Genomic DNA, 17,314 nt, shown 5'->3' on the forward strand with positions numbered 1-17,314 from the left:
AAATTGATTGTTGCCATCTGCGCTGGTGAAGCAGAGAATACTCGCAACATTCATGCGAAATTTAAATTCTGAAGGTGCTTCTTCTTTCGAGCGGCTGCTATGCGCCCTCGACTTCTTCTCCGCCAGACTGGGACGAAAAAGGGCGACGCCCGCTCATCTACTGTTAGGAATTCGCGGAGAAGAAGCAGCCTTCTTTTATCTGCGCAACCGGGGATATGTCATCACCGCGCGATCGTGGCGATCCCATCGCTATGCCGGAGATATCGACCTGATCGGGTGGGACGAAGAGTGCCTCTGCTTCATTGAAGTGAAGACCAGAACGACGCGCAGCGTCGCCACTGCGGAGTCGGCGGTCGATCAGCACAAACGGAAAACTCTGCGCCGGATTGCGCGCCACTACTTGCGGCAACTCCCCGCTCCCCAAGCCATCCGGTTTGACGTGCTCTCAATCTATTTCGAAGCAGCGACGTTGCCTGACTTTATTCTTTTCGAGAATGCCTTCGGCTGGTCGGAAGAAATTTACTGAGCATCTTTATATTCCTCGTACCAGGCCATCTGTACTGATTCCAGCTTGGATTCGTTCGATTGCGCCGGGTCACCCCGGAAGCCATCCAGTTGGACTATATATTGCAGCAGGTCGGTAAAACGGACGGTAAGTGGATCGAGCTCCGGATACTTCTCCTGGAGCTGAATACCGATCTCTTCAGCATCTTCCCATCCGAACTCGTTCGTCATCATGATCTCCGCAAATCGTGTTTACCGGATCGCCTAATTCTCAGCGAGCGTCAGGGGCTTACCTTCAGATACGTAGTTACGGTTCCACTTAGGAATCTCTACGACGTAAGATCCCGGCTTGGTGATGACCGCCTGGCAGCCAAGGCGGGAATTCAATTGTGGATCGGCGGCCATATCGAGTCGATCGAGCTCATCATCGTCGGCGGCGCTCAGTCCATCAGCTCCCTCCTCGACCCAGATGTGACAAGTGGTGCAGGCACAAGAACCGCCGCAGGCATGGTCCAGAAAAATACCAAAATTTTCAGCGACATCGAGGAAGGACATGGGCTTGCCATGGTGGTCGTACGGAAGAGTCCCGTACTTGAACTCAACCGTGCGGCCTTCTGGTTGGAAGGTCACCCGCACCATATCATCGCCAGGTGGTTGAGTGAGATCAATCGGCTTATTAGAGGAATCGGTCATCTTATCGCTTTCCGTATAGGTTGCAAATGTAACTTGAGTGGCTTCATAACTCGTGACGCGTTGCAGTTATTCAAACTGCGCTTTGCCAAATGGATGCGGCGCGGTAGGGCCCTCTCCCAGGCCGCTTCCAGCTGCCTCCATCGTCTTTCCATGCAAGGCGTAGGCGACCGTGCTATCCATCATCAACTCCGCGAAACGATGCGTCGCTCGATCCAACGCAGATACCGCAGCCTGTATTAGCTTGAAGTCATCGCCATCCTTCAGGACCGAGAGCTCATCGCGAAGCAAGAATATCTGCTCGCGCTCTTCAGTCGTCAGTTGCTCCCATGCGGATTGCATCGGGGCCTTCGCAACCGCTGCCAGGATGGTGTTTGCCTCGTTCCTCGCTTCAATCAACTGCCGCTGTTCAATGTCCGATTCAGCGTAATCGAAGGATTCGAGGATCATCGATTCCACTTGCTCATCGGTCAACCCATACGTGGGCTTGACCTCGATCTCCGCCTGCTTGCCACTCCGCTGCTCGCGGGCCGAGACTTGCAGGATTCCATTCGCATCGATAAGAAATTTCACCTCGATCCGCGGCAGCCCCGCGCTCATCGGAGGAATTCCTTTCAGATCGAATCGGGCCAGCGATCTGCAGTCCTTGGCGAGTTCGCGTTCGCCCTGCACGACATGGATCGCGACATTCGTCTGACCCTCGACCCCGGTAGTGAAATGCTCAGTGGCCGAAGCAGGGATCGTTGAGTTGCGCTGGATGACCTTGGCGACGACTCCCCCTAATGCCTCGATGCCGAGCGACAGTGGAGTCACATCCAGTAGCAGCATGTTCTCGGTCGCCTGCGAACCGCGAGAGAGAATATTAGCCTGCACGGCGGCCCCAAGCGCAACCACCTCGTCCGGATTTAACTCGATATGCGGTTTCTTTCCGCGGGCGCTCAAGCCGAACAATTCATCCGTCAGAGCGCGCACCCTGGGGATACGGGTCGACCCTCCAACCAGCACCACTTCGTCGATCTGCTCCGCGCTGATCCCCGCATCTTTAAGCGCCTGCCTGCATGGATCCGCAGTCCGATCAAGGACAGGCTGGATGAGCAACTCAAATTGTGACCGCTCAATCTTCCGCTGATATCTTGCGCCACCCGGCAGCTCTACATTGAGAAGCGCTGCATCGTGCGTGGATAGTGCGATCTTAGCTTCGATGACCGCCTTGCGGATCGCTTGGACCGCCTCTCCACTGCCGCGCAGATCAATTTCCTGCTCACCATGTATGTCATCAAGCGCGATCGCAATCAGTAAATTATCGATATCATCGCCGCCGAGGTGAGTATCTCCATTGGTCGCCATGACCTCGAAGATCCCCTCATGTAATTTGAGGATGGATATATCGAAGGTACCGCCGCCAAGGTCATAGACAGCGACGATGCCGTCGTGCTGTCGATCAAGGCCGTAGGCTAGCGCGGCCGCAGTTGGCTCGTTCACCAATCGCAAAATATCAAGCCCGGCCATCCGGCCTGCATCTTTGGTCGCCTGACGCTGCGCATCGTTGAAGTAAGCCGGCACAGTCACAACTGCTTTGCTCACGGGCTCGCCGAAATACCGTTCTGCATTGCGTTTCAGCTGGCGGAGCACAAATGCCGAAATCTCCGATGGAGTGTAGTCGTTTTCGCCAACTCGAAGCCGCAACACCTCACCTGGCTGCATATTTGCCGCCAGGTGGAATGGAAAAAGCTTCAGCTCTTCCTGGATGTCCTCGAGCCCGCGGCCCATCAGTCGCTTGGCGGAGTAAACCACCCGTTCCGGCGCACTCGCCAGATACCTCGCCGCGCCGTTTCCGACGATGACCCGCTGGGTAGACGCTTCGGCGCTGTCTCTTTGGGGAATGGCCACAACCGAGGGGACCAGCGAAGAACCATCTTCGCCGGGAATTACCACCGGCTCCGCACCCTGCATATAGGCGACGAGCGAATTTGTGGTGCCTAAATCAATACCAATAACGCGTTCTTCTGCCATCTCTTCCTGTCTAAGAACTTTGCCCGAAAACTATGTCTCGATCGCCTCATCGACACTGTTCACGAGGTTGCGAATATATCGCCGCCGATCGAGCAACGCCGCAAGCTCCTCGCGAACCGCCGTTCGTCTTTGATCGTCGCCGCCGTCAAGCTCAGTGTCCCATTTCTCCCAGAGTCTCTCTAAAGACGAATTCGTCTCCCGCAGCTGGCCATCGAAGTTAGCTTTAGCCGCTAGCAGATCTTGCTGAAGCTGCGGATCGACGTCACCGGTTTGCTTGTTCATCCGCATCTCATCGAGCTGCATGTTGAGCTCAAATACTTCTTCAAGCAGGTCGGCCGGAATGCGGTCTTCTTTTCTTGGGCCGCCTTCATCCGTGCTCGGCGCGCCCTCTAGCTTGAGCAAGTACTCGGTCCGCCGAATCGGATCTTTCAACGTTCGATAGGCGTCGTTTACCAGCGAACTATTCTCGAGGCTCCACTCTTGTTCCTGCTGACTCGCTCGGGAGTAAACGTCGGGATGCAGCCGCCGGCTCAACCGATAAAATTCGCGTTCCAGAGAGGCGACATCTAGCCTCAGCTTTCGCGGCAGAGTGAAGACTTGAAAATAGTCAATGTCACTCGACAGCAATTGCACGCGGCCGCAGGATCCGCAAAATAACTCAGCTCCGTTCAAGGGTGTGGCGCAGGACCAGCAGACTCGATCGCCCCCTGCACCATGCTTGCTATCCGAACCCGCCGCGATCGTCGTCTTAGAAGAAGAGGTCATGCAGAAAAAGAAGAACCGCACCCGCAGGACTTGGTCGAGTTCGGGTTGATGAAGTTGAATCCCTGCCGCATCAGTGTTTCTTCGTAATCAAGAATCATCCCGTGAAGATAGATAAATGACTTCGGGTCGACAAAGATCCGGATGTCGTCAAACTGGTAAATACGATCGCGCTCCCGCGGCTGTGTGTCGAAGCGAATGTTGTAGGAAAGCCCCGAACAACCACCGCCGGTGATGCCGAGTCGAAGACCGCCTTCGACTGGCGAGACGTTCTCCTTTGCCATCGCGACCCGGATGCGCTTCAAAGCCCGCTCCGTAACCTGGATGCCCTTTTGGGCAGGCGCAACGTTCTCGGCATTGCGAATTGTCTCTGCTGCAATCATCCCGTTTCCGTTTCCTCTGACACTTATTAAAAGAAGGTCGGTAACTCGCAAGCCAACGACCTTCTCAAGGCATAGCCCAGCGAACGCAGACTTACTGCGCGGCAACCGCATGAACCGGAGCGCTTTCGGCCACGCCGTTTTTCTTCTTCCAGTCGCCAATTGCCGCGCGAATCGCATCTTCGGCAAGCACCGAGCAGTGGATCTTCACCGGGGGCAGCGCGAGTTCCTTGACGATGTCGGTGTTCTTGATCTGCATCGCTTCTTCCACCGTCTTACCCTTCACCCACTCCGTCGCGAGCGACGAAGACGCAATGGCCGACCCACAGCCGAAGGTCTTGAACTTGGCTTCCTCAATGATCTGGGTCTCCGGATTGACCTTGATCTGCAGACGCATCACGTCGCCGCACTCCGGAGCGCCAACCAGGCCGGTTCCTACTTCGCTGCTGTTCTTGTCCATCTGGCCCACATTGCGGGGGTTGTTGTAATGATCAATTACCTTATCGCTGTATGCCATGTCTGTATCTCCCTTGAACTATCAACTTCGTTTCGTTCGTTGCGATGCAATGCCGGGTCTGACGTAGCACCGGCGCTGAATATGCCCTAGTGGGCCTGCCATTCAATCTTCGAGATATCGATACCTTCCTTAACCATCTCGTACAAGGGCGAAAGCTCGCGGAGTTTCTGCACGATATCGATCAGCTTGTCAGCCACGTAATCGACCTCGGCCTCATTGTTAAAACGTCCCAGGCCGAATCGGATCGAGCTATGCGCGACATCGTCGCCCAGACCAAGGGCCTTCAACACATACGATGGCTCAAGCGTCGCTGAGGTGCAAGCTGATCCGCTCGAAACCGCAATCTCGTTGATGCCCATCAGCAGCGACTCGCCTTCGACATAGACGAAGCTCATATTCAGGTTGCCGGGCAGCCGATGCTCCATCGATCCGTTTACATGCACATAGTCGAGAGCGCCTTCGAGCTTCGCTTTCAGCTTCTCGCGCAGCCGAATAAGGCGAGCCGCTTCGCTCTCCATCTCTTCGCGGGCGATCTCGCAGGCAGCGCCCAGGCCGACAATCCCAGGAACATTCAAGGTGCCGGACCGCATGCCGCGTTCGTGGCCGCCCCCATCGAGTTGGGCGGAGATCTGAACGCGGGGATTTCTGCGGCGAACATAGAGCGCGCCGACGCCCTTCGGTCCATAGAGCTTGTGAGCGGTAAGCGACAGGACATCGATATTCATCGCGTTTACATCCACCGGAATCTTCCCGACCGCTTGCACAGCGTCGGTATGGAAGATCACGTTGCGCTCGTGACAGAGCTTGCCGATCTCGGCGACTGGCTGCACTACGCCGATTTCGTTATTGGCGAACATGATCGAGACCAGAATGGTCTTGTCGTCCATTGCCCGCTTCAGGTCGTCGAGGTCGATGAGCCCATCGGCCTTCACCGGAAGATAGGTGACACGATAGCCGTACTTTTCCAGGCGCTTGCAGGTGTCGAGCACCGCCTTGTGCTCGGTCACCTGGGTGATGATGTGGTTGCCGCGCTCTTTGTACATCTCGGCGATTCCCTTGATCGCCAGATTGTTGCTTTCGGTCGCGCCCGAGGTAAAGATAATTTCCTTGGCGGTGGCGCCGATCAGCCGGGCAATCTGCTCCCTCGCGGTTTCGACACCCTGCTCTGCTTCCCAGCCAAAGGAGTGATTGCGGCTCGCCGCATTTCCGAACTTCGAGGTGAAGTAAGGCAGCATTGCCTCAAGCACCCTCGGATCCAGCTGGCTGGTTGCGTGATTGTCCATGTAAATCGGTAGCTGTACGCCTGCCGGCACCGCTACGCTTCCGTTATCCGTATTGCTCATTTGCCCAGTCTCCTGCAACGTGCTTGGCTCAATCTAATGAATCATTACCAGGTCGGACGCACCTTGATGCCGCCGGTTGGCCGTATTCGCATCCACCAAATCTGAAATCCTGATGCTCTTTAACAATTCCGAGATGCTGTCGTTCACTCGACGCAATGGTTCTTTGATTGTGCAGATGTCGTTTAAGTCGCACGAACCACTGATCGTGATACATGAAGTGATAAATAGCGGTCCATCGATTGCGTGTATGACCTCAAATGCCGTAATCTCCCGCGGGTCCCTCGAGAGCGCATACCCGCCATTCATCCCGGCATGCGACCGCAACAAGCCAACCTTGGTGAGGCGTTGCAGGATCTTGGCCAGAAGTTGGAGCGGGATATGGTATGCCTCCGCGATGTCCTTGGCGCTTTGAGACGCAGATTCTGGATGCTCGGCGAGAAACTTTACAGCCAGCAGTCCGTAATCCGCTTTTTTGGTCAGTCTGAGCATGGCGCATTCTCTTCCGAGATGGGAAAATCGCAGTAGACTAAGTATACGACCACATTTGTCCGATTTACAAGTTTCCAGTTTTTCTTTTTTGGAGTTCGCCTCCGTCCAGGATTAAAATCTTGGTGTTTGCCTTACCCCCATCGAAAAGTTGTTCCACTTCTAGCCCGGTCTGGGTAGAATCTGACCGGAAATCCCGGTTCCGGTGAAAAAACCCTGGTGAAAAAACCCTGATGAACACAGCGTGTACCCACCCCAGAGTGCGCATTGTCTCCCGCGACGAAGACGCCGAATACGTCGAGTGCGAGGAATGCAGAGAAGTTTTCGAGTCAGGCGAGTTTCGCGACATGGAGATTGAGAGCAAGCAGGATGACCCGGCCGACGAGTAGCTCTCGGCTATTTAGATTTTCCTCCCGGGACATCATCTGACACACTCAGCTTCATCCCTACCCTCCACGCATAGTGAAAGCCGGAGATGATGGTGAGCGCCATGGTCGTTTCGAGCGATGCGTTCCTGACCGCCAGCAGATACCCAGGGGCAAAGAACTGGCTGATTAGGACCGTTACCAGTGCAACAATCTGCGCCAGCGTATTTGCCTTGCCGTAGAGACTGGGCCGGAAATCACGCATCCCGATACTGACATATAAGATCGCCGACACCACCAGGATGCCCAGATCCCGGCCGAAGACCAGCACCGTAACCCGCCGGCTAATCAACCCTTCATGGTTCAGCACCAGAAAAACCGTACTCAACAGCAATTTGTCGGCGACCGGATCCAGATACTGGCCGAGCACTGTTTGCTGATGCAACAGGCGCGCCAGTAATCCATCTAGCCCATCGGTAACGCCAGCCACAAAAAAAAGCACAGCAGCCGTACGGAAATGCCCATCCAGGATGGCGAGCACCAGAAATGGGACCATGCACAGGCGCAGGAACGTCAGTTGATTCGGCGCAGCACGAAGATCGTTCATACCTGCAAGTACGCCGAAAGAACGCCGTTCATTTCAAAAAAGCTCAAAGCGCACCCAATCTGGCCAGCCAGTCTGGCTCTAATTTGTCAGGATGACCATGCGAGTGGTCCATCGCTTCGGTGCCCACGGCGATCAGGTTACCGTAAGCGGCCATCCTGGACCTCTGGTTCCTATCTTATAAGTAATCATTTGCGTAGGTAATCCTTGCGTTCTCAGCGCCGGATCGCGAGTTCGAGTCATTGAGGCAGGCCCGCGGCCGGAGGCAGGCTCAAGGCCCGCGCCTTGACCCGCCCGGCCGCCTGATATATACCAAGGGAATGAGTTCAGCTCACGGAATCTCCAATGTTCCAGGCGCCCGCATGGCTGCTGCGCCGCTGAGCCCCCGGCGATGTCGCCTCTGAGGTCGCCTTTCCCCCGCTGAAGATCCCAACGATTTTCCCATCTACATAGACTCCTGTTTCCTTGCTCCGCATGAGGTCAAGTTCTCTGAGCGGAATGTGCTATGCACAGCGGAGTTGCGTCCTGGCTCCACGCCAACCATAGCGTAGTCATCGGAACGCAGCGTCCCTTTGCTGGCCCTTGCTCGAAGACTAAGCAGCGATATCTCTCAGCTTGAGTAGGCCGGCTTAAATGGGCCGGCTTGAATGGGAATGATCGGTCAACAAGAGTCGTTTGCGGTCGCGGGTCCGCGTTGGGAATACTTCAACGAGTCAACGCCATCGACTGGCAACGTACGAAATCGTGGCTCCTGAAACTGAAGCTCCTCCTATCTCCAGCACTACGTGCAAGGACAATATAGATGAACCCCGTTAGAAGCAAACTGTTTCCGTTCGCGCTGTTCCTGATGCTTATAGCTCCATTGTCCCTCTCGCAGACGATCACCAGCGGTACCGTCGTTGGCGCGGTTACCGACGCGAATGGCGCGGTAGTTCCATCGGCTGTCGTAACTATTAAGCAGGGTGAGACCGAGGCCGTCCGCACCGCTACCACGAACGAAGCCGGGCAGTACCGCTTTCCATTTTTGAAGCCGGGCGAGTACACCATCTCGGCCCAGGCAACCGGCCTGAGCACCGCTGCCACTCGCATTAATCTGCTCGTAGGAGAAGAGCAGTCGGTGAATCTCACCCTCGCGGTCCAGTCAGTGCAGGAGTCGGTCATGGTGAGCGGCAGCGTGGATCTGCTTCAGACCGAGAATGCCAACCAGGCCACGACCTTCAGCTTGAAGGAAGTAACGAACATGCCGATCAACGGCGGTGATATCACCAACATCGCCTTCTCGACGCCCGGACTTCGGCTCAATGTCGGTGGCGGCAACACCAACTTCAACGTCAATGGACTTCCGTTTAGCGCAGCCCTCTATACCGTGAACGGCGCCGATATCAATGAGCCCTACAACTTGAACAATAAGTCGGGTGCCAGCAACAACACACTCGGCGCCAATGACATTCAAGAAGCAGGTGTTATCGTAAATGCCTTCAGTGCGCAATATGGCAGGATGGCCGGAGCCCAGGTCAACTACATCACTAAGTCGGGGACCAACAAGTTTCATGGCAACCTGGCGGAGAACTACAACGACGCGATACTCAATGCCAACGACTACTTCAAGAACCTGACGGGTACGCCGCGCGGTAGAGCGGTCGCAAACCAGTACGCGGCATCGATCGGCGGCCCCATTCTCAAAGACAAACTGGCCTTCTTTGCCAACGTCGAAGGGCTGCGCTATGCCTTACCTTCTACGGGTGTGGTCTCCCTGCCATCCCCGCAGCTGCAGCAATACACCCTGGCGCATATTCCAACAGGCTCTCAGACTCTCTATCAGGAACTTTTTTCCCTCTACAATTCCTCGCCGGGAATTTCGCGGGCGGTTCCTGTCACCAACGGCAGCGGGCCGCTGCAGGATGGAAATGGAAATCTGGGCTGCGGCAAACAGAAATTTGCAGGCACATACGTAAACGGCTCCAGTGGACCGCGCTTCGGCATTGATGTTCCGTGCGCGGTGGCCTTCGGGACAAACGCCTCGAGCTTGAATACTGAATCCTATGTTTCAGGTCGCGTCGACTACAACATCAACGACAAGCAAAAGATCTACTTCCGTGTCAGCCGCGACTGGGGGCTTCAATCCAGCAGTACAAGTCCGGTGAGCCCTTTGTTCAATGGGCAAAGCAATCAGCCGTGGACGATCCCGCAAGTCAATTACACCTACGCGATTACTCCGAATTTAGTGAATAACTTCATCGCCAGCGGAAATTGGTACTCTGCTATCTTCGGGCCGCCCAACTTTGCTAAGGCAGAGGCCGCGTTCCCCGCTAACTTCGTATTTGACGACGGAGGCGCAAATGGAAGCGCGAGCAACTCCACCGGCACCGGCTTCGCAAACGTCGATGCGGTCTTTCCGTATGGGCGGCGCGGCCAGCAATTGCAATTGATCGACGATCTATCCTGGAGTCACGGCAAACACACAATCCAGGCCGGGATCAACAATCGCAACAACCGTATATCCGACTCCTCCATCGGTCAGAACTCCGTCATCGGCGCCTTCACCTTCAACGACCTGACCGACTTCGCCACCGGAACCGTCAACAGTACGAATACCGGAAGCGCGTTCACCCAGTCGTTCCCACTCCTGGCCGTCGCCCACACCCGCCTCAACTCGCTTGGCTTCTATGTGCAGGATGAATGGAGCGTCACGAAGAACCTCAACCTGACCTACGGCGTTCGCTTTGAACTACAAGGCAATCCGTCTTGCAAAGAGAATTGCTACTCCCGCTTGAATACCGAATTCCTTGCGCCCGGGTACGAAGCCGGAGCCGATGTCCCCTATAACTCCACCATTCGGACCGGGTTGAACAAAGCCTTCCCCGATCTTGAGGGAGTGGTCACCGAACCGCGTCTTGGCATCGCTTACTCCCCGCGCGGCGATGGTCAGACCGTGATCCGCGGCGGTATCGGCCTCTTCGCCAATATCTTCCCAGGTAGCATCGCGGCGAGCGTCTTCGGAAACGCGCCCAACAAATTTAGCCCGACCGTCAACTACGGCGAGGTTGCTCTAGCTGGCGACGCCAACAGCTCTCAAGCTTCTGCCGTCGCGTCCGACCAGGTATTTCAGAATGGATTTGCTCAAGGGGACACGCTAAGCCAGCTGCAAGCGTCGGTAGCCCCGGTCAAGTTCGCGACGCCGACGTTTTATGTCTCTCCCAATCACTACGCAACCATCAAAGTCCTGGAGTGGAGCCTCGAGCTCGAGCAGCCCTTGACCAAGCGGGATGTATTTGTGCTCTCCTATGCAGGCAATCACGGCTTCGATGAGCCGCTCACCAATGCCGACGCCAATGCTTACATCGGCACAGCCAGCCGCTACCCGAACGGATTCGGCCGACTTCCCTTCTCCATTCCAGATCCACGATTCTCGACCGTGAGCCAGGTAGTCACCTCAGGATTCTCCAATTACAACGGCCTCACCGCGACGGTGCGACATGCCTTCAGCCTGGGCTTTCAGGGGCACGCGAGCTATACCTGGAGTCATGCCCTGCAACTGGGGCCGCCGATTCCGAGCACTGGCACCACGACCTTTACGGTCTACAACCCTTATGACTTGAATAGCGAGTATGGGGCCGCCAACATCGACACCAGGCATAACCTCACTGGCGACCTTCTTTGGACCTCTCCCAGGCAAAATAATCGCCTGTTGCAAGGTGCGCTTGGCGGATGGTCTGTGGGCGGAAAGCTGTACCTTTATAGCGGTCGTCCTTTCTCCGTCACCAACAGCCAGATTCCAGGACTGCTCTCTCCTACCTTCGGCGGGGCAGTTCAAGCCGACCTCCTCAATGCAAGGCTCGTCGGAACCCATTGCTCCAAGGCGGCAGTGTCAACACCCTGCTTCGCGTCCACGGAGTTTGCCGCAACCACAGCCTCGGGGACGAACCCGGTGCAACAAACCGACTTCGGCAATACCCACCCCAACAGCTTCCGCGGGCCAGGATTCTTCAGCGTGGCTAGTCAGCTCACCAAGAGAATCCCCGTGACCGAACAAGCAGGCTTCGACATCGGAGTGAGTGCCTACAACCTCTTTAACCATCCAAATTTTGCCGTGCCCAATGGGGACGTCACCTCGGGTTCCTTCGGACAGATCACCAGCACGGTAAGCTCTCCCACAAGTATCTACGGCACCGGACAAGGCGCTATCGTCTCTGGCCGAGTTCTGGTGCTGGTAGGTAAGTTCAGCTTTTAGATCCCGCAAATGTCCGGCCTGAGCGTGCGAACTTTGCCTCGCACACTCTGCGGGTCTGACCTTTGATTGGCAACGAATGGAGAAAACCTGCTCATGAAAAGCCTGTCATATCTTGTTCTGGGACTGTTGGTAACACCGCTCTTCGGCCAGCCGCGGCCGATCACCTTGCAGGATCTTGTATCCACGGGGGCGGCTGGTAGGCGTGCCGGTGTACTCGCACCCGATGGCAAGCATTTCGCAGTGATCCAGCAGGGACAACTCGCTCTCCTGCCAGTCGACGGAGGCGCAGCCGTCCCGCTCACCGATACGGCTGGCGCGAAATCGGAGGTTAGCTGGTCCCGAGACAGTCGGAAGTTGGCCTTTGTCAGCGGAGGGGACATATGGGTCGTTTCAGCCTCCGGAGGTCAAGCCCGGGAGCTGACCAGCGGCCCGGTCGGACCCGGAGATCCGCGAGGCGCGACTGACCATTTTCCCATGTGGAATCCAAACGGTCACTGGATCCTCTTCCAGTCCGGTCGCCGCGGATGGAACGAGTTATATGTCGTGAGCGACGATGGCAAGACCAGGAGTTACATCGCTTCGACAGAAATCTATTCCGGGCGGGACCAGATAGGAAACTCCAGCCCCGACCACGGAGACGCGGTATCCTCCGATCGTTTCGACCCGAACCCCGCATGGTCGCCGGATGGTAAGTCCATCTCCTATACCGAGCGGTCGCGCGCCTTCTTCTCCGGCAAGCTGAAATTAATCGGATTTAACTCCGCCACAGGAACCACTGACGGATCAGCCAGGGATCTTTACATCGCGAAAAATGACCGCGGCGGGGCGTGGGCTGTAAACACCGTGGCCTGGTCGCCTGACAGCACGACGCTCGCGGTGGTATTGCAGGAGACTGGCTGGGACAAGATCTTTCTCATCTCCGCCGCCGGCCTTGATCAGCCAAAACAGCTCACAACCGGTGAATCTGAGGACGAAAATCCCGTCTATTCCCCAGACGGTTCGATGATCGCCTTTGTCTCCAATCGCGATCTTCCCGAGGAGCGCCACATCTGGATCGTGCCGGTCAAAGGAGGCGCCCCGCGAAGATTGACGCATGAACCCGGCATTGAAGGTACGCCGCAGTGGTCCCCCGACAGCAAGACGCTTTACTTCTCCCGCGGCACCGCCCTGCGCACTGCCAGCACGTATTCCGCCTCGATCAACGGTGGCGGAGACCTTCGTCCCATTGAACCTCCAGCTGTCTCCATTTACGAACAAGCAGGATTGCCCCCGCCGGAGGTTGCCCACTTCAGCGGCAAAGACGGACTCCCGCTCGCCGGAATTCTCTACCGTCCCCTGGGCTTCAAACCAGGAGTCAAATATCCCGCGGTCATCTGGGCGCATGGAGGTCCCGAAGGACAGGATGTTCTTGGACTTTCCCCATGGTCGCTGTTCCTGGCCCAGCGCGGCTTTCTCGTCTTTGAGCCGAACTTTCGTGGCAGTACCGGCTACGGCGAGAAGTTCCGCAACCTGAACGTTGAGGATTCCGGCGGAGGCGAAATCGATGACATCGGGGCAGCCGTTGGCTATCTCGTCCAACAAGGACTCGGCGATCCGAAGCGGGTTGCGATCGGCGGCGGCAGTCACGGCGGCACGGTGGTCGCCAATGCGGTCACGAAACTGCCCGACACCTTCGCCGCCGGTCTGGAACTCTTCGGAGTAGTCGACCGCGCACTCTTCCTTCAATACACCAACCGCAATTCAAAGATTCGCTGGGAAACCAAAATGGGTGGGACGCCAGAGGAGAAGCCGGCGGTTTATCGTAAAGCCAACATCTTGCCGGATGTCGACAAGATCCGAACTCCGCTGTTAATCATGCACGGCGAAGAAGACCCGCAGGTGCCCCCGCAGGAATCGGCCGAATTCGTGGAGGCGCTCAAGAAGGGCGGCAAAACCTATGACTATGTCACCTATCCCCGCGAAGGACACGGCTTTCAGGAGCGGGAGCACCGTCTGGATGCGTACAGGAAACAGCTGGCATTTCTCGAGAAATACCTCCAGCCCGACTCCCCAATCGCCGCCCCGGAGTAGCCAAAGCCACAATCAATGAGCCGGCGCCCCGCCCTCGAATGCACCGGTTCACAACCGAATGTCTAGCCCGTGTGCGCTCTCAAAGCGTCGTCGATCGCCTGCGCCAGATACTCATAATCGAAAGGACCGTTATTGCGCTTGCCGTTGATAAAGAACGTCGGCGTTCCATTGACTCCGCTTCGAACGCCGCCGGCAAAATCGTCACGCACGTGAGGAAGGTAGACCTTCGATTCGAGGGCCTTGCTCCATTCAGATCCCGAGAGATTCAACTCCTCGACAAGCTCCTCATAGAGAGCCATGCCAAGCCGATCTTGATTGTCAAAGAGAAGATCATGCATCTCCCAGAACTTCCCCCCTGCAGCCGCGAACTCCGCTGTTTCTGCAGCCGATTCGGCGTGAGGATGCAGCTGGCTTAGCGGGAAATGGCGAAATACGAGCCGCAGCCGCTTTCCAAAATGCTTCTCAAGGCGTTTCACGATGGGCACGGCGCGGGCACAATGCGGACATTCATAATCCCCATATTCGACCAGAGTGCAGGGCGCGTTTTCATCGCCCTTCACATGGTCATCTGCTCCAACCGATACTTTTAGAGTCGTCATAAGTCCTCCTATTTCGGCAAGGCTTCGAGCGCGTCGAGTATGCCGTCAGCGCCTGGATTGACCGCAATCGGAGAACAATAACTCCAGCGAATCGTCCCGTCCTTGTCGATCACAAACAAGGCGCGTTCTGCCATTCCGTCTTCTTCCCGATAGGCGCCAAAGGCGCGAGCCACCGCACCCTTCGGTTCGAAATCCGCAAGCAGAGGAAAGTGAATGTTCCGCTCCTTTGCGAAGGCTTCGTGACACCACGCTCCGTCCACAGAAATGCCGAGCAGTTCCGCGCCGTATTTTCTAAACTCGGGAAGAATTTCGTTATAAAGGGCCATTTGATCCCCGCAGACCGGACTCCAATCTGCCGGATAGAAGGCCAATATGACCGGTTTCCCGCGTAGTTCGTTAAGCCCTAGCTTTTGATCTGGAGTAACCGGGAGACGAAATTCGGGGGCGAGCGTTCCTGGGGTCAGCAGCGTTGCCATGAGATCCTCCGTTCTTGATTCTGATGATTCGATGCAGTTGGCCCGTAGATCTCCTCACGTAGATCTCCTCATCGGTCAGCGCCAAAATAGCTTTGCAGCGATCCGATGAATGTTTGCGCTCTGCGGGCCTATTCAGGGGATGTTTGTCAGGGGACGTTTCCACGGTACGAGTCTATTCTGAGCGTCGAGATCCGGAAAGAGAAGGCGACTGCAAGGCGTCCCTCCCACCGTTAGGAAATCTCCCACCCAGATCGAACCCGGCGCGGAGGATCTCGCATCAGCCCTCGTTAGGCTACACTCGGCCGGTGAATCGCCGCCTCGATACATTCCGCTTCGTTTGCTACAATCGGTAGAGCGGGCAGCAGCATCTTCCTTCTCGCAACCAGTAGAACAGGCGCGTAGCTCAGTTGGTTAGAGCGCTACCCTATCCCGGTGATCCTTTGTTTTCAATAGTTTATCTGACTTACTGGATGACTTACTGGATGTCCTGAACCCATATTTGATCGAGTCTGCATCTCGCGTTACTTGTCCTCCTCAAGGAGGAACAAATGATGGCTCGAACAAGAACCTATGCAGACCGCGTCAACGTCATCAAGATGATCAAGATCGACGGCAAGTGGCCCTTTGCCCCTGTCATCGAGCATAACGGCAAAATCGTCCGGGATCACGTCCTAGTCAACGGCAAAGACGAACATCACCCGGAAGGCCGTTACTACCTGGAGTGGTACGAGGACGGCAAGAAACGCCGACAGCCAATCGAGAAGTTTGAGGAAGCTGTTCCGGCCGCTCGCGCCAAGTTCATTGAGCTCCAGGCCCGAAAGGCCGGCATCCTGGTCGAGCTCCCGAAGCTACAGATTCGACCGGCGCCTCCGGCGCCAGCTCCAGGTTTGGTAGCCGCTGAACAACCGGACCCCAGTCGGCTGACGATGGTCGTCGCTATCGATCGATATCTTGAGTTCTGCAAGAAGCAGCGCAGCCTCCGGACCTTTCGGACCTACCGGCCGGCTCTTCAGAACTACTTCCTGAACTCGTTCACCAAGACGTATGTGGACGAGGTCGACCGGGACGATATCCTCCGATACATCGGCTACTGTTTCGACCATGGCCTCGCAGCCCGCTCGGTGTACGACAAGGTGGTGACCGTGCTCACCCTTCTCAAGCGCCACGGACACAAGAAGCTGATCGAATCCAGCGACTGGCCCGACTACGTCGAGACCATCCGGCCCGTTTACGAACCCGAAGAGATCCACTCCATGCTCCGGGTCGCCACTCCCATCGAGGCGCTCCTGATCAAATTCTTTCTCACCTCCGGGTTCCGGAATCGTGAGACGCGGTTCCTATCCTGGTACGATCTCGACTTCCGAAACAGTCTGGCGCGGGTCACGTCCAAGCCAATCTGGAAGTTCAATCCGAAGAACTATGAGGAGAGAGTGGTGCCTCTACCGACTGCAATGATCGAACAACTGCAGCAGCTCAAGGAGGAGCGTGGCGCGAGCGCAGCCGATCTGGTGTTCCCCAACACTGTCGGGAAGCCAGATACTCTCCATCTCGAAATCATCAAGAAGGTGGCATGGAGAGCCAAACTGAACTGCGGGCAGTGCGTCTCGGAGCGCGGATTCAAGTGTGCTCAGGGACCATACTGCGAGCGGATCTTCCTGCACAAATTCCGGCACACCTTCGCGACCCAACACCTGCGCGACGGCATTGACATTCGTACTCTACAGAACTGGATGGGACACCGCAGCATCAAGTCCACCATGGTGTATCTGAAAGGCATCCAGTCGCGAGACGCGTTGGCCAAAGTGAATGCAGGAACGTTGGCAGCATTCGTTGCCTGAACCCATGACCTGGTTCCGCTCAGTTGGAGAGCGCCGAAAAACTCTTCGGCGCTCTTTTTGCTCTTGCAGCACTCCACGGGCGCGCCGATCGGCAATTTGACCGAGTTTCGAACTCGTCCCATGATCAACCGACTTCCGGTAGATGTACTGCCGGGAAAGGTTAGGACTTGTCATGAAGCTGGTTCAACTGGTCGAAAGCAAGAACGAGGCCCTGCGCGTGCGCGATGTCGCGCCAATCCTCGGGGTTTCCATTCAGCAGGTTTATAAGATGGCCGCCAAGGGTCAGATACCTTCGTTCAGGATTGCGAGCTCAATACGATTCGACCCTGAGGATTTCGCGGAATGGCTCCGAAAGCAGTATCCGCTACGTGGCGCAGTCCACCTCAATCATTCCTCCCGACCCGCTTGAACCGGTTCCTCATTCCACGCTCTGGAT

Annotated in this window: 17 protein-coding genes; 6 read left to right on the top strand and 11 right to left on the bottom strand. The window is 56.3% G+C overall.

Annotated features, from left to right (window positions below; translation table 11 throughout):
- Window positions 1-52: 52 nt before the first annotated feature.
- A complete protein-coding gene (locus ACPOL_RS27960; protein ID WP_114209995.1) occupies window positions 53-526 on the top strand; it encodes a YraN family protein in 474 nt (157 codons plus the stop codon).
- Here ACPOL_RS27960 and iscX read toward each other — a convergent pair.
- The 8 genes from iscX to ACPOL_RS28000 form a co-directional block, all read right to left on the bottom strand.
- Window positions 520-738 (bottom strand): Fe-S cluster assembly protein IscX, encoded by a 219-nt coding sequence (gene iscX / locus ACPOL_RS27965; RefSeq protein ID WP_414633325.1) that lies wholly within the window; start codon window positions 736-738, stop codon window positions 520-522. The genes ACPOL_RS27960 and iscX overlap by 7 nt on opposite strands.
- Before the next feature lie 30 nt (window positions 739-768).
- Window positions 769-1,197 (bottom strand): 2Fe-2S iron-sulfur cluster-binding protein, encoded by a 429-nt coding sequence (locus tag ACPOL_RS27970; RefSeq protein WP_114209999.1) that lies wholly within the window; start codon window positions 1,195-1,197, stop codon window positions 769-771.
- A gap of 66 nt (window positions 1,198-1,263) precedes the next feature.
- Window positions 1,264-3,207, bottom strand: coding sequence for a Fe-S protein assembly chaperone HscA (hscA, locus tag ACPOL_RS27975; protein WP_114210002.1), 1,944 nt, complete (start codon window positions 3,205-3,207; stop codon window positions 1,264-1,266).
- A gap of 30 nt (window positions 3,208-3,237) precedes the next feature.
- Entirely contained in the window at window positions 3,238-3,972 is a 735-nt protein-coding gene (gene hscB, locus ACPOL_RS27980) for a Fe-S protein assembly co-chaperone HscB (protein WP_114210005.1), read from the bottom strand.
- The gene (locus ACPOL_RS27985; protein WP_114210007.1) at window positions 3,969-4,352 is read right to left on the bottom strand and encodes a HesB/IscA family protein; all 384 of its coding nucleotides are present in this window, start codon (window positions 4,350-4,352) and stop codon (window positions 3,969-3,971) included. The genes hscB and ACPOL_RS27985 overlap by 4 nt, the downstream gene beginning before the upstream one ends.
- Before the next feature lie 91 nt (window positions 4,353-4,443).
- Window positions 4,444-4,866 carry a Fe-S cluster assembly scaffold IscU gene (iscU, locus tag ACPOL_RS27990; protein WP_114210009.1) on the bottom strand — a complete coding sequence of 141 codons (423 nt, stop codon included), beginning with the start codon at window positions 4,864-4,866 and terminating at the stop codon, window positions 4,444-4,446.
- Between the two features lie 86 nt (window positions 4,867-4,952).
- Window positions 4,953-6,209 (bottom strand): IscS subfamily cysteine desulfurase, encoded by a 1,257-nt coding sequence (locus tag ACPOL_RS27995; RefSeq protein WP_114210011.1) that lies wholly within the window; start codon window positions 6,207-6,209, stop codon window positions 4,953-4,955.
- 33 nt (window positions 6,210-6,242) lie between these two features.
- The gene (locus ACPOL_RS28000; RefSeq protein ID WP_114210014.1) at window positions 6,243-6,698 is read right to left on the bottom strand and encodes an RrF2 family transcriptional regulator; all 456 of its coding nucleotides are present in this window, start codon (window positions 6,696-6,698) and stop codon (window positions 6,243-6,245) included.
- A gap of 230 nt (window positions 6,699-6,928) precedes the next feature.
- Between ACPOL_RS28000 and ACPOL_RS34295 the strand changes: the two genes are divergently transcribed.
- Window positions 6,929-7,084, top strand: coding sequence for a hypothetical protein (locus tag ACPOL_RS34295; RefSeq protein WP_201758985.1), 156 nt, complete (start codon window positions 6,929-6,931; stop codon window positions 7,082-7,084).
- 7 nt (window positions 7,085-7,091) lie between these two features.
- Here ACPOL_RS34295 and ACPOL_RS28005 read toward each other — a convergent pair whose 3' ends face one another.
- Window positions 7,092-7,667: a CDP-alcohol phosphatidyltransferase family protein gene (locus ACPOL_RS28005; RefSeq protein WP_114210015.1), complete on the bottom strand. Its 576-nt coding sequence runs from the start codon at window positions 7,665-7,667 to the stop codon at window positions 7,092-7,094.
- A 799-nt stretch (window positions 7,668-8,466) separates the two neighbouring features.
- Here ACPOL_RS28005 and ACPOL_RS28010 point away from each other — a divergent pair.
- Window positions 8,467-11,895 carry an outer membrane beta-barrel protein gene (locus tag ACPOL_RS28010; protein ID WP_114210017.1) on the top strand — a complete coding sequence of 1,143 codons (3,429 nt, stop codon included), beginning with the start codon at window positions 8,467-8,469 and terminating at the stop codon, window positions 11,893-11,895.
- Window positions 11,896-11,988: 93 nt separating this feature from the next.
- A complete protein-coding gene (locus ACPOL_RS28015) occupies window positions 11,989-13,965 on the top strand; it encodes a S9 family peptidase (RefSeq protein ID WP_114210020.1) in 1,977 nt (658 codons plus the stop codon).
- A 62-nt stretch (window positions 13,966-14,027) separates the two neighbouring features.
- On the opposite strand, the gene ACPOL_RS28020 is transcribed toward ACPOL_RS28015, so the two are convergent.
- Together ACPOL_RS28020 and ACPOL_RS28025 are read right to left on the bottom strand one after the other, a co-directional pair.
- Window positions 14,028-14,564, bottom strand: a complete 537-nt coding sequence (locus tag ACPOL_RS28020; RefSeq protein WP_114210023.1) for a DsbA family protein — start codon at window positions 14,562-14,564, stop codon at window positions 14,028-14,030.
- A gap of 8 nt (window positions 14,565-14,572) precedes the next feature.
- Complete coding sequence (locus tag ACPOL_RS28025; protein ID WP_114210026.1) at window positions 14,573-15,040, bottom strand: redoxin domain-containing protein; 468 nt, start codon at window positions 15,038-15,040, stop codon at window positions 14,573-14,575.
- 548 nt (window positions 15,041-15,588) lie between these two features.
- On the opposite strand from ACPOL_RS28025, the gene ACPOL_RS28030 reads away from it, so the two are divergent.
- Together ACPOL_RS28030 and ACPOL_RS28035 are read left to right on the top strand one after the other, a co-directional pair.
- A complete protein-coding gene (locus ACPOL_RS28030; RefSeq protein ID WP_114210028.1) occupies window positions 15,589-16,878 on the top strand; it encodes a tyrosine-type recombinase/integrase in 1,290 nt (429 codons plus the stop codon).
- Between the two features lie 172 nt (window positions 16,879-17,050).
- Complete coding sequence (locus tag ACPOL_RS28035) at window positions 17,051-17,287, top strand: helix-turn-helix domain-containing protein (RefSeq protein WP_161557600.1); 237 nt, start codon at window positions 17,051-17,053, stop codon at window positions 17,285-17,287.
- Window positions 17,288-17,314: the final 27 nt, after the last annotated feature.

Origin of the sequence: Acidisarcina polymorpha, assembly GCF_003330725.1 — a bacterium.
GTDB classification, from domain to species: Bacteria; Acidobacteriota; Terriglobia; order Terriglobales; family Acidobacteriaceae; genus Acidisarcina; species Acidisarcina polymorpha.

What these genes read in the sequence shown, in the direction of transcription:
- ACPOL_RS27985 (WP_114210007.1), bottom strand. Translation starts at nt 4,352, where the DNA reads ATGATTGCAGCAGAGACAATTCGCAATGCCGAGAACGTTGCGCCTGCC.
- ACPOL_RS28010 (WP_114210017.1), top strand. Translation starts at nt 8,467, where the DNA reads ATGAACCCCGTTAGAAGCAAACTGTTTCCGTTCGCGCTGTTCCTGATG.
- iscU (WP_114210009.1), bottom strand. Translation starts at nt 4,866, where the DNA reads ATGGCATACAGCGATAAGGTAATTGATCATTACAACAACCCCCGCAAT.
- ACPOL_RS28035 (WP_161557600.1), top strand. Translation starts at nt 17,051, where the DNA reads ATGAAGCTGGTTCAACTGGTCGAAAGCAAGAACGAGGCCCTGCGCGTG.
- ACPOL_RS34295 (WP_201758985.1), top strand. Translation starts at nt 6,929, where the DNA reads ATGAACACAGCGTGTACCCACCCCAGAGTGCGCATTGTCTCCCGCGAC.
- ACPOL_RS28005 (WP_114210015.1), bottom strand. Translation starts at nt 7,667, where the DNA reads ATGAACGATCTTCGTGCTGCGCCGAATCAACTGACGTTCCTGCGCCTG.
- ACPOL_RS28030 (WP_114210028.1), top strand. Translation starts at nt 15,589, where the DNA reads ATGATGGCTCGAACAAGAACCTATGCAGACCGCGTCAACGTCATCAAG.
- hscA (WP_114210002.1), bottom strand. Translation starts at nt 3,207, where the DNA reads ATGGCAGAAGAACGCGTTATTGGTATTGATTTAGGCACCACAAATTCG.
- ACPOL_RS27995 (WP_114210011.1), bottom strand. Translation starts at nt 6,209, where the DNA reads ATGAGCAATACGGATAACGGAAGCGTAGCGGTGCCGGCAGGCGTACAG.
- ACPOL_RS27960 (WP_114209995.1), top strand. Translation starts at nt 53, where the DNA reads ATGCGAAATTTAAATTCTGAAGGTGCTTCTTCTTTCGAGCGGCTGCTA.
- ACPOL_RS28020 (WP_114210023.1), bottom strand. Translation starts at nt 14,564, where the DNA reads ATGACGACTCTAAAAGTATCGGTTGGAGCAGATGACCATGTGAAGGGC.
- ACPOL_RS28015 (WP_114210020.1), top strand. Translation starts at nt 11,989, where the DNA reads ATGAAAAGCCTGTCATATCTTGTTCTGGGACTGTTGGTAACACCGCTC.
- ACPOL_RS28000 (WP_114210014.1), bottom strand. Translation starts at nt 6,698, where the DNA reads ATGCTCAGACTGACCAAAAAAGCGGATTACGGACTGCTGGCTGTAAAG.
- iscX (WP_414633325.1), bottom strand. Translation starts at nt 738, where the DNA reads ATGATGACGAACGAGTTCGGATGGGAAGATGCTGAAGAGATCGGTATT.
- hscB (WP_114210005.1), bottom strand. Translation starts at nt 3,972, where the DNA reads ATGACCTCTTCTTCTAAGACGACGATCGCGGCGGGTTCGGATAGCAAG.
- ACPOL_RS27970 (WP_114209999.1), bottom strand. Translation starts at nt 1,197, where the DNA reads ATGACCGATTCCTCTAATAAGCCGATTGATCTCACTCAACCACCTGGC.
- ACPOL_RS28025 (WP_114210026.1), bottom strand. Translation starts at nt 15,040, where the DNA reads ATGGCAACGCTGCTGACCCCAGGAACGCTCGCCCCCGAATTTCGTCTC.